The 11,288-nt window shown below is 70.7% G+C and carries 10 protein-coding genes; 3 read left to right on the plus strand and 7 right to left on the minus strand.

From position 1 onward, the window contains the following. Positions 1-81: 81 nt before the first annotated feature. Entirely contained in the window at positions 82-1,170 is a 1,089-nt protein-coding gene (locus SGFS_RS19550; RefSeq protein ID WP_286251991.1) for a branched-chain amino acid aminotransferase, read from the minus strand. A 275-nt stretch (positions 1,171-1,445) separates the two neighbouring features. After that, positions 1,446-2,489, minus strand: coding sequence for a 3-isopropylmalate dehydrogenase (locus SGFS_RS19555; RefSeq protein ID WP_286251993.1), 1,044 nt, complete (start codon positions 2,487-2,489; stop codon positions 1,446-1,448). Positions 2,490-2,656: 167 nt separating this feature from the next. On the opposite strand from SGFS_RS19555, the gene SGFS_RS19560 reads away from it, so the two are divergent. After that, entirely contained in the window at positions 2,657-4,231 is a 1,575-nt protein-coding gene (locus SGFS_RS19560) for a purple acid phosphatase family protein (protein ID WP_286259979.1), read from the plus strand. A gap of 64 nt (positions 4,232-4,295) precedes the next feature. Here SGFS_RS19560 and SGFS_RS19565 read toward each other — a convergent pair whose 3' ends face one another. Then, entirely contained in the window at positions 4,296-4,436 is a 141-nt protein-coding gene (locus SGFS_RS19565; RefSeq protein ID WP_286251994.1) for a hypothetical protein, read from the minus strand. Positions 4,437-4,755: 319 nt separating this feature from the next. Here SGFS_RS19565 and SGFS_RS19570 point away from each other — a divergent pair, with 319 nt between their 5' ends. Next, positions 4,756-4,962, plus strand: coding sequence for a DUF5988 family protein (locus SGFS_RS19570; protein WP_286251995.1), 207 nt, complete (start codon positions 4,756-4,758; stop codon positions 4,960-4,962). 1 nt (position 4,963) lies between these two features. On the opposite strand, the gene SGFS_RS19575 is transcribed toward SGFS_RS19570, so the two are convergent. Genes SGFS_RS19575 through SGFS_RS19585 form a run of 3 tightly spaced genes read right to left on the minus strand, consistent with a single transcriptional unit; the run spans position 4,964 to position 8,449 of the window. Continuing rightward, a complete protein-coding gene (locus tag SGFS_RS19575) occupies positions 4,964-5,833 on the minus strand; it encodes an alpha/beta fold hydrolase (protein ID WP_286251997.1) in 870 nt (289 codons plus the stop codon). A 25-nt stretch (positions 5,834-5,858) separates the two neighbouring features. Continuing rightward, positions 5,859-7,490, minus strand: a complete 1,632-nt coding sequence (pruA, locus tag SGFS_RS19580) for an L-glutamate gamma-semialdehyde dehydrogenase (protein WP_286251999.1) — start codon at positions 7,488-7,490, stop codon at positions 5,859-5,861. A gap of 32 nt (positions 7,491-7,522) precedes the next feature. Beyond that, positions 7,523-8,449 carry a proline dehydrogenase family protein gene (locus SGFS_RS19585; RefSeq protein WP_286252000.1) on the minus strand — a complete coding sequence of 309 codons (927 nt, stop codon included), beginning with the start codon at positions 8,447-8,449 and terminating at the stop codon, positions 7,523-7,525. 146 nt (positions 8,450-8,595) lie between these two features. Between SGFS_RS19585 and SGFS_RS19590 the strand changes: the two genes are divergently transcribed. Then, positions 8,596-9,765, plus strand: a complete 1,170-nt coding sequence (locus SGFS_RS19590) for a PucR family transcriptional regulator (protein ID WP_286252001.1) — start codon at positions 8,596-8,598, stop codon at positions 9,763-9,765. 9 nt (positions 9,766-9,774) lie between these two features. Here the strand turns inward: SGFS_RS19590 and SGFS_RS19595 are convergent, their stop codons facing one another. Continuing rightward, positions 9,775-11,106: a cytochrome P450 gene (locus SGFS_RS19595; RefSeq protein WP_286252003.1), complete on the minus strand. Its 1,332-nt coding sequence runs from the start codon at positions 11,104-11,106 to the stop codon at positions 9,775-9,777. Positions 11,107-11,288: the final 182 nt, after the last annotated feature.

Raw genomic sequence — 11,288 nt, forward strand, 5'->3', positions numbered from 1 at the left:
CGGCCCCCACTGATGACGCGGACACCCAAAAGGGCCGCCACGGACGCGGTGTCCATGGCGGCCCCGAAGGAGAGGTGGTGCCTAGCCCAGCTTGTGCATCCAGCCGTGCTTGTCCTCGGCCGTGCCGCGCTGGATGTCGAGCAGCGCCTGGCGGAGCTTCAGCGTGACCTCGCCGGGCTCGCCGCCCGCCTGCTGCCACTCGGCGTTCGCGCGCTTGACCGTGCCGACCGGGGTGATCACGGCCGCCGTGCCGCAGGCGAAGACCTCGGTGAGGGTGCCGTTCTCGGCGTCGGTCTGCCACTGGTCGATGGAGACGCGGCCCTCCTCGGAGGTGTAGCCGAGGTCGCGGGCGACGGTGAGGAGCGAGTCGCGGGTGACGCCCTCCAGGATGGAGCCCGTCAGCGAGGGGGTGACGATCCTGTCGCCGTACACGAAGTACAGGTTCATGCCGCCGAGTTCCTCGATCCACTTGTGCTCGACCGCGTCGAGGTAGCAGACCTGGTCGCAGCCCTTGGCGGCGGCCTCCGCCTGGGCGAGGAGGGACGCGGCGTAGTTGCCGCCCGTCTTGGCGTCGCCCATGCCGCCGGGGACGGCGCGGACACGGTCCTCGGAGAGCCAGATGGAGACGGGCTTCACGCCGCCGGGGAAGTAGGCGCCGGCCGGGGAGGCGATGACCAGGAAGAGGTACTCGTTGGCGGGCTTCACGCCCAGGCCGACCTCGGTCGCGATCATGAACGGGCGCAGATAGAGGGACTCCTCGCCACCGTGCGCCGGGACCCAGGCCCTGTCCTGCGCCACCAGCGCGTCGCACGCCTCGATGAACGTCTCGACCGGCAGCTCCGGCATGCCCAGCCGGTGGGCGGAGGACTGGAAGCGCCTGGCGTTCTTCTCCGGGCGGAAGATGGCGACGGATCCGTCGGGCTGCCGGTAGGCCTTGAGGCCCTCGAAGATCTCCTGGGCGTAGTGCAGGACCATCGTCGCCGGGTCGAGGGAGATCGGCGCGTACGGAACGAGCTGGCCGTCGTGCCAGCCGCGGCCCTCGGTCCACTTGATGACGACCATGTGGTCGGTGAAGTGGCGGCCGAAGCCGGGGTTGGCCAGGATCGCCTCGCGCTCGGAGTCGGAGAGCGGGCTGGAGGAGGGCTTGAGCTCGATCGTGGGCGTCGTCATGAGTGGTTGTCCTTCACCGGTTTGTGTGTGACGGGCCGCGCTCACATCCGTACTGCCGGTCGCCAGTGTTAGGACGTCCGAGCATTCCCTCATTCCGCGGCATCTCGTTCGATTATCGCCCGGCCGGGGGCGTGGACGAAACAGGGATGACCGTGGACGAAAGCGGTGTGATGTGCGGCCCAGTGGATGATGGTGGCACCCGGCGGGGACATGCGGAAGCCGCCGGGTACCAGGAGGACCCGACGGCTTCGAAAGATTTCGAGTGGCGCGGCAGGTCAGCCGGCTACTCGTACGACGAGGGCGTCGCCGATCTCCTCGGTCGAGCGAGCGGGCTTGCCCACGCGCTCGGCGAGGTCGGCGGAGACGGCCTCCTCGATGCGGGCGGCCTCGGCCTCGTAGCCGAGGTGGCGCAGGAGCAGCGCGACGGACAGGACCGTGGCGGAGGGGTCGGCCTTGCCCTGGCCGGCGATGTCCGGGGCCGAGCCGTGGACGGGCTCGAACATGGACGGGAACTCGCCGCTCGGGTTGATGTTGCCGGAGGCGGCGACGCCGATGCCGCCGGAGACGGCCGCGGCGAGGTCGGTGATGATGTCGCCGAAGAGGTTGTCGGTGACGATCACGTCGAAGCGCTCGGGCTGCGTGACCAGGTAGATGGTCGCCGCGTCCACGTGCATGTACTCGGTGGTGACCTCGGGGAACTCCTCGGCCACCTTGTTGAAGATGTTGGTCCACAGGTGACCCGCGAAGGTCAGCACGTTGTTCTTGTGGATCAGCGCGAGCTTCTTGCGGGGGCGGGCCTGGGCGCGGGCGAAGGCGTCGCGGACCACGCGCTCGACACCGAAGGCCGTGTTCACGGAGACCTCGGTGGCGACCTCCTGCGGGGTGCCCTTGCGGATCGTGCCGCCGTTGCCGGTGTACGGGCCCTCGGTGCCCTCACGGACCACGACGAAGTCGATCTGCGGCTCGCCGGCCAGCGGGGTGGCGACACCCGGGAGCAGCTTCGACGGACGCAGGTTGACGTGGTGGTCGAAGAGGAAGCGGAGCTTCAGCAGGAAGCCGCGCTCCAGGACGCCGGACGGGACGGACGGGTCGCCGATCGCGCCGAGCAGGATCGCGTCGTGCTGCTTGAGGGCCTCGGCGTCCGCGTCGGTGAGGGTCTCACCGGTGGCGTGGTAGCGCTTGGCGCCGAAGTCGTACTCCTTGGTCTCCAGCTTCACATCCTGCGGAAGGACGGCGGAGAGGACCTTGAGACCCTGGGCCACGACTTCCTGACCGATGCCGTCACCGGGGATCACTGCGAGATTGAGGCTGCGAGACATGTTCGGCACCGTACTCCTTGTCCCATGGGATGACATGCCTTGTCCGCGATACGGACGCCCGGGCGGGTGACTCCTCGTCGTCGGGACGCCGCGACAGCGCCGACACGTCGCCGCCCGTTCACCCGTACGTTTGGCGGGTGTTGGGATTCGCTGGGAAGTTCTTCGTCATGGACCTTCCCGACTTCGGCATCCCGCCGCAGCTCGCGCGCCGGATGAGCATGGCCGAGCAGCACGAGTACCTGCGTACGAAGCTGACGCGACGCCGCACGCTGGTGACGGCGGGCTCGTTCGCGGCGACCGGGCTGCTGACCGGCTGCGGCGGCTCCGGTTCGTCGGGCTCGCCCCGCTCGACGACCTCGGCGCCGTCGCCCGCGACCTCCAAGGTGCCCGGCTCGGCCGCCGCCCCCTTCGGCCGCCACCTCGCGTTCGGCGCGGACCCCAAGCGGCAGATGCGGGTCTCCTGGCAGGTGCCGGCCGCGGTGCGGAAGCCGTACGTACGGGTGGGGCTCAAGCCCGAGGAGCTGAGCCTGAGGATCGCGGCGGAGGTCCGCGATCTGCACACGCCGGGCGTCGAGGGCGTGCGGCTCGAACTGGAGCAGTACTACGTGCACGCGGCCCTGGACGGTCTGCGCCCCGGCACGACGTATTACTACGGCGTCGGCCACGAGGGCTTCGACCCCACCTCCCCGGGTCACCGCTCGACCATCGGCTCCTTCCGGACGGCACCGGCCGCGCCCGAGAGGTTCGTGTTCACCGCGTTCGGCGACCAGGGTGTCGGCAAGGCCGCCGCCGCGAACGACCATGTGATCCTCCGCCAGGAGCCCGCCTTCCATCTCCACGCGGGCGACATCTGCTACGCGGACGGCAACGGCAAGGGCCTGAAGTCGGACGGCTACGACCCCGGTTTCTGGGATCTGTTCCTCAAGCAGAACGAGGTGGTGGCCAGGTCCGTGCCCTGGATGGTGACGACCGGCAACCACGACATGGAGGCCTGGTACTCACCGGACGGCTACGGCGGCCAGCTCGCCCGCTGGTCCCTGCCGGACAGCGGCTTCGACCCGCGCTCGGCGCCGGGGGTGTACGCGTTCACGTACGGCAACGTGGGCTTCGTGGCGCTGGACGCGAACGACGTGTCGTACGAGATCCCCGCCAACCTCGGCTACACGGACGGACGGCAGACGAAGTGGCTGGACAGGAAGCTGGGTGAGCTGAGGGCGTCGAAGACGGTCGACTTCGTCGTGGTCTTCTTCCACCACTGCGCCTACTCGACCTCCTCGCACGCCTCCGACGGCGGTGTCCGCGCCCAGTGGCTGCCGCTGTTCGCGAAGCACGAGGTGGACCTGGTGATCAACGGCCACAACCACGTCTACGAGCGCACCGACGCCATCAGGAAGGGCGGGGTGGGCAGGGCGGTGCCGATCGGCGCGTCGACCGACCCGACGCGGGACGGGATCGTGTACGTCACGGCGGGCGGCGGCGGCCGGGACCTGTACGGCTTCCCGCAGGGCGTGAAGGAGAGCTACGAGGGGCATGTCACGCGGCACGACGCGGTGGACACCTTCGCGTGGACGAAGTCACGGAGGTCGAAGGCGGAGACCGTGGAGTGGTCGCGGGTGCGCTACCGGGGCTTCTCCCTGCTCTCGGTGGAGGCGGAGAGCGGCACGCGCCCGTCCCTGAAGGTCTCGGCGCTGAACCAGAACGGCAAGCGCATCGACCACTTCGAGGTGCGGCGCGGCGCGTGAGGCTCACGGCCGCACCGCACCCCGGCGGGTGCGGCTCCCGGCAAGTGGTGGTGGTACGGCGGGCTCAGTGGCCTGTGTGGCCCGTGGATCCGCCGTTGTCCCTGCGGTCCAGGGCGCGCTGGAGCGCGGCGGCGGCGTTCTTGCGGTCTGACTCGCTCGTCCGGGAAACGTGACGGACGCGGCGGCGGACGGTCGTCTCGGCCATGGGGGATCGACTCCTTCGAGAAATCCGGGAGTGCGGAAAAAGGGCGGGTTACGAGACGCCGGAAGGGGCGGGGAGCGGGGCCGCAGGGGTTGCCTGCCTCGGGCTCCGGCTCACGACCGCCATTCGCTTGATCGAGCGAGACGTTCGGCTCCTACAAAGCTAAGCGAGGACCGCGCATCTGTCTCCACAATTACTCGGACTTCCTACTATCTGAGACGGTGGATTGGGTCACACGGCTCTGACCTGCGCTGATCGTCCACACGACTGATCCTCCGCGCAGCAGGCGACCTCGGGAGCCGACAGCGGGAACGGTGAGGTCATGAGCGACGCGAACAAGGCCCTCCTCGAAGGCGGCCCGAGTGATCTGCCCGACCGGATCGTCCCGATCACGACAGCCGGAGCTGATCTGAAGATCGAGCTGCGCAACGGCTACGAGCACTTCAGGGCGACCTCCCGCCACTCGGACACTCCGGAGGGCCGGCTTCCCGTGTACGAGTGGTGGGAGCGGACGGAGATGGCCGGGTAGCTCACCGCAGCGCCGCCGCCACCGCCTCCCCGAAGCCCCTCGGGTCGTCGGTCCACACCATGTGCCCCGCGTCCGGCAGCACCACCCGGCGCACGCGCGGCAGGGCCCGCTCCAGGGAGTCCACGGCGGAACGGGGCCTGATGTCGTGGGCGCCGTCGACGATCAGCACGGGCACGTCCAGGTCCTGGCAGGCGGCGTAGAGCTCGGGTGTGCCGCAGTCGCGCCCGCGTTCGCCGTCGAGGCCCCGGTGGCACTCGTGGTTGATCCCGAACCAGGGGTCGGCCATCCGTCCGGCGTGCTCCGGTGCCCGTTCGCGGTCCTCGAACTCGGCCGACCACTGGAGCACCGACCACTCCCGCTCCTCCGCCGCCGAGCGCACGGACCGGTCCGCCAACTCCCGCCAGCGGGCGAGCCGTTCGGGATGCTCACCGAGCCGGGCGAGGAGGTTGTCCTCGAAGGCGTCGCGCCAGCCGGAGTCGGGCCCGATGCCGGTACCGGCCACGTACACCAGCCCGCTCACCCGCTCCGGGTGCGCGAGCGCGTAGTCCAGCGCGAGGTGCGCGCCCCAGGAGTGGCCGAGCAGGTGCATCCGGTCCAGCCCGAAGTGCCGTCGTACGGCGTCGAGATCGGCGACGGACCGGTCGCTCGTCCACGGTCCGGCGGACCCCTCCGAACGCCCGCACCCGCGCTGGTCCCAGCGGACCACTGTGGCCAGGTCGTCCAGCAACCCGGCCACGTCCTCGAAGTAGTCCCACAGTCCGGGCCCGCCGTGGCACAGCACCAGGGGTTCGCCGCTGCCCGACCGCGCGGCCCACAGACGTACGCCGTCGTCGGCCACCACGGTCGGGGTCTCGTTCTCCGTCCGCGTCATGGGGGCAGTGTGCCCCGGTGACGGGTCAGCCCATGTGCGGGTACGTGTAGTCCGTCGGCGGGACCAGGGTCTCCTTGATGGCGCGGGTGAGTGTCCAGCGAAGGAGGTTCTGGGGGGCGCCCGCCTTGTCGTTGGTGCCGGAGGCGCGGCCGCCGCCGAAGGGCTGCTGGCCGACGACGGCGCCGGTGGACTTGTCGTTGACGTAGAAGTTGCCGGCCGCGTAGCGGAGCTTGTCCATCGTGTACGCCGCAGCCGCGCGGTCGCCCGAGATCACGGAACCCGTCAGGGCGTAGGCGGACACCGACTCCATCTGGGTCAGCATCTCCTCGTACCGGTCGTCCTCGTAGACGTGCACGGCGAGGAACGGGCCGAAGTACTCGGTGGTGAAGACCTCGTTCTCGGGGTCGGAGCACTCGACCACGGTCGGGCGGACGAACCAGCCGACCGAGTCGTCGTACGTGCCGCCCGCGACGATCGTGCAGGCCGGGTCGGACTTGGCGCGGTCGATGGCGGCCTTGTTCTTGGCGAAGGCGCGCTCGTCGATCACGGCGCCGATGAAGTGGGAGAGGTCGGTGACGTCGCCCATGGTGATGCCGTCGACCTCGGCCGCGAACTCCTCACGGAAGCCGTCGTTCCAGAGGGAGGCGGGGATGTAGGCGCGGGAGGTCGCACTGCACTTCTGGCCCTGGTACTCGAAGGCGCCCCGGGTCAGGGCCGTCTTGAGGACCGCGCGGTCGGCGCTCGGGTGGGCGACGACGAAGTCCTTGCCGCCGGTCTCGCCGACCAGCCGGGGGTACGAGCGGTACTTCTCGATGTTGGCGCCGACCGTCTTCCACAGGTACTGGAAGGTCCTGGTCGAGCCGGTGAAGTGGATGCCGGCCAGGTCACGGTGTTCGAGGGCCACCTCGGAGACCTCGAGGCCGTCGCCGGTGACGAGGTTGATGACGCCCTTCGGCAGGCCCGCCTCCTCCAGCAACCGCATCAGCAGCACGGCGGCGTGGGTCTGCGTCGGGGACGGCTTCCACACGACGACGTTGCCCATGAGCGCGGGGGCGGTGGGCAGGTTGCCTGCGATCGCGCTGAAGTTGAAGGGCGTGATCGCGTAGACGAAGCCCTCCAGCGGGCGGTGGTCGAGGCGGTTCCAGACGCCCGGGGAGTTGGCCGGGGGCTGCTCGGCGAGCAGGTCACGGGCGTACTTGACGTTGAAGCGCCAGAAGTCGACCAGCTCGCAGGGACAGTCGATCTCGGCCTGCTGAGCGGTCTTCGACTGGCCGAGCATGGTGGAGGCGGCCAGGGTCTCGCGCCAGGGGCCGGCGAGCAGTTCGGCGGCGCGCAGGATGATCGCGGCACGGTCGTCGAAGGACATCGCGCGCCAGGCGGGCGCGGCGGCGAGGGCCGCGTCGATCGCGTCCTGGGCGTCCTGCCGGGTGGCGTTGCGGTAGGTGCCGAGCACGGCCTGGTGGTTGTGCGGCTGGACCACGTCGAACGCGTCGCCGCCGCCCATCCGCTTCTCGCCGCCGATGGTCATCGGCAGGTCGACCGGGTTGTCGGCCAGCTCCTTGAGCTTGGTCTCCAGCCGCGCCCGTTCGGGCGAGCCGGGGGCGTAGCCGTGCACCGGCTCGTTGACGGGGGTGGGGACCTGGGTCACAGCGTCCATGGTGTCCGTAACTCCTTAGTGAGCGGTGTGGGTCAGCCCTTGGTGATCATGCTGCGGACGAAGAAGCGCAGGTTCGCCGGCTTCTCCGCCAGCCTCCGCATGAAGTAGCCGTACCAGTCCGTGCCGAACGCGGTGTAGACGCGCATCCGGTGGCCTTCGGCGGCGAGGCGCAGATGTTCGTCGCTTCTGATGCCGTAGAGCATCTGGAACTCGTACTCGTCGGGCTTGCGGCCGGCCCGGCGGGCCAGTTCCTGGGCGATGGAGATGAGCCGGGGGTCGTGGGAGCCGACCATCGGGTACCCCTCCCCCGCCATGAGGATCCGCAGGATCCGCACATACGCCCTGTCGATCTGGGACTTGTGCTGGTAGGCGACGGACGCCGGCTCCTTGTACGCGCCCTTCACCAGCCGTACGCGGCTGCCGTTCGCGGCGAGGCGGCGGGCGTCGGCCTCGGTGCGGAAGAGGTAGGACTGGATGACGCAGCCGGTCTCCGGGAAGTCGCGGCGCAGTTCCTCGTGGATGGCGAACATCGAGTCGAGGGTGGTGTGGTCCTCCGCGTCGAGGGTGACCGTGGTGCCGATGGCGGCGGCGGCCTCCACGACCGGCCGGATGTTGGCGAGGGCCAGGTCGTGGCCGCCGTCCAGCGCCTGGCCGAACAGCGACAGCTTGACGGACATCTCTGCGCGCTCGCCCAGCTCCAGGTCCTTCAGCCGGTCGATCAGCTCCAGATAGGCGTCACGGGCGGCGGCGGCCTGCTCGGGGCGGGTGATGTCCTCGCCGACGACGTCCATCGTCAGCTCCAGGCCCTTGGCGGTGAGGTCCTGGACGACCGGCACGATCTGGTCGACGGTCTCACCGGGGATGAAGCGGTCGACGACCTGCTTGGTCACCGGCGCCCCCGAGACCAGACGTCGCATCCGGTCGCTGCGCGACGCGGCGAGAATCACGGGACCCAGCACGGGGCACCTCCACAAACCAGCAGACAGGACCACCGCGAAACCTAAGGATCCCTCCGATCGTCGGCCATCGACAGCTGTCACGCATTCGTGCCGCAGATCTCAGACAGATGTATGAAGGGCTTGCGGGAATGAGGGAGAATGCCCGGATGACCGCCGATTACAAAGGTGATTACCAGGAACTGGTCGACGAGATCTCGGAGCTGCTCGGCGCCCCGGCGACCCTGGAGAACCGGGATTTCGAGCTGATCGCCTTCGGCGCGTACGACAGCGAGGGCGAGCTGGACGCGTCGGCGCTGGACCCTGTGCGGGCCCGCTCGATCCTCACGCGCCGCTCGACGGCGGCGGTGCGGGAGTGGTTCGAGGGGTTCGGCATCACCCGGGCGACCGGCCCGGTCCGTATCCCGCCGACCCCGGAGGCGGGGGTGTACCGGGGCCGTGTCTGCCTCCCCGTACGGCATCGCGGGGTCGTCCTCGGTTATGTCTGGCTGCTCGACGACGATCCCGGCCCCTCGGACGCCCAGCTGGGGGCCGCGATGGAGGTGGCCGGGAGGATCGGCGCCCTGCTCGCGGACGAGGCCCTGCACGGGGCCGACCTCACCCGGGAGCTGCGGGCGGTGCTGGCCGCCGAGCGCGGCTGGCAGCGGGACATGGCGGTGGCGGAGCTGCGCACGGCGCTCGGCCCGCGCGGGGACGGCGTGCACACGATGGTGTGCGTGGCCCCCTGGCCGTCCGCCGACCCGGACGACGCCCCTTCCGTCCGTACGGTGCCGGGCGCGACCGCGCTGTGCACGGTCCCGTGGGGTGCCGCGGGACACGGTCTCGCGCTGCTGGTGCGGCTGCGCTCGGCGGACGTACCGGCTCCGGCGCTCACGGCGGCGGCACGGCTGCTGGAGCGGGCGGGCGCGGACGCGGCGGCAGGGGTCGCGGGCGGCCGCGCCGGGCTCGCCGAGCTGGGTACGGCGTGGCACGAGGCCTCGGCGGCGGCGCGTGCCGCGCTGGCGGAGCCGCGCTTCGGCCCGGTCGCCGAGTGGCGTTCCATCGGCCCGTACCGCCTGCTGACCTCTCTGCCGCCCGAGACCGGCCAGGACCCCGCCGTACGGGCCCTGTCGACTCCGGCTCACCGCGAACTCGCCCGCACGGCCGAGGTGTTCCTGGACTGCGCGGGCCAGGCGGGGCGTACGGCGGCCGCGTTGGGCATCCACCGGCAGACCCTCTACTACCGCCTCTCCCGTGTCGAACAGCTCACGGGACTGGACCTGGACGACGGCGAGGACCGCCTGCTGCTCCACATGGTGTTGAAGGGGGCGCGGCTCTGAGACCGCGCTTCAGGCGAGCGACGGTGCCAGGGTCGCGGCGGTCGGACCGTCGGGGCGGACGGTGATGCCCCACACCGCCTTCGTGGGGGTGGCGGAGAAGACCGGGACGTGGGCCGGCAGCAGGTGTTCGAGCAGGATGGTCGACTCGCGGAGCGCGAACTGCAGGCCGACGCAGGCACGGGGGCCGATGCCGAAGGGGTAGTAGGCGCCCGGCTGGGCGGGTCGGCCGTTCGGGGTGGTGAAGCGCCGGGGGTCGAAGCGCTCTGGATCCGGGAACAGTTCGGGGTCGCGGTGCGTGAGGTACGGGCTGACCAGGAGGTCGGTGCCCGCCTCGACGGTGTACCCGGCGAGGGTGTCGTCCTCGGCGGCGTGCCGGGGCAGGATCCAGGCGGACGGGTAGAGGCGGAGCGTCTCGTGGACCAGGGCCTGGATGGCCTGGCGGCGCTCGGGCGAGCCTTCGCCGCCTGCGGCGAGCGCCTGTTCGCGGGCGGCGGGGTGCCGGTCGAGGAGCAGATGGAGCCAGGTCAGGGTGGTGGCGGTGGTCTCGTGCCCGGCGGCGAGCAGGGTGACGAGTTCGTCGCGGATCAACTGGTCGGTGTACTCGGGGTGTTCGTCGGCTGCGTCGATCAGGACGTGCAGCAGGCCCGGGCCGTCGGGGCCGGCCGTCGCGCCGCGGGCGGCCTCGATGGCGTGCCGGGCGACCGCGTCGATCCGGGCGAGGTCGTCGGCGACGGCGTCGCGGGCCTTGTCGGCGTCGGCGGGCAGGGTCGGAATGGCGGCCCCCACGGCTTCCATGGCGGCCAGTTCGCGCTCGGTTGCGTCGTCGAGGGGGTGGCCGGTGAGCGCGCGCCAGATGGCGTCCAGGGCGAAGCGGCGCATCTCCTGTCCGACGTCGAGAGTCCGCCCGGTGCGGGCGCAGTCGTCCCAGCGCCCGGCGGTGGTCCGGGCGGCCGCCGTGATCCGCTGCTCGTAGCGGCGCATCCCGGTGCCGGTGAACTGGGCCTGCAGAACCCGGCGTTGCCGCTTCCACGCCTCACCGGTGGCGGCCATGACGCCGTCGCCGATCAGCAGGCGGGCGCGGTGGGAGCGCTTGACGTACCGCTCCGGGTGCCGGGCGAGGACGTGCTGGACCGCCTGTGGGTCGGTGACGAGAACGGTGGGGGCGGGCCCCAGTCGGAACGCGGCGACGCCGCCGCATCGCTCGCGCACCTGGGACAGCAGTTCGACCAGTTCGCCTCCCTGCGCGCGCCACCGCTCGACGAGCCCGGGCTCGACCTCGGGGACCGGCCGCCCCGTTCCGGGAGCGTGGGGAAGGGAGCCGAGAGCGGCTTCGATGTCCATGTTTCCTCCGCGACGAAGCAGTGCCAATACGGAATGTACTGGGGTGGACACATCTGGTGACAGGCCACCTCGTCCTCGCACTCTGCCCAACCTCCGGCCGGCGCCCCACCGGCAAGTGGCGAAAAACGCTGCTTCTGAAAATGATTGTCATCATGCTACGGTCGGTGCACGTTCAACCTTTG

Source organism: Streptomyces graminofaciens (assembly GCF_030294945.1).
GTDB lineage: Bacteria > Actinomycetota > Actinomycetes > Streptomycetales > Streptomycetaceae > Streptomyces > Streptomyces graminofaciens.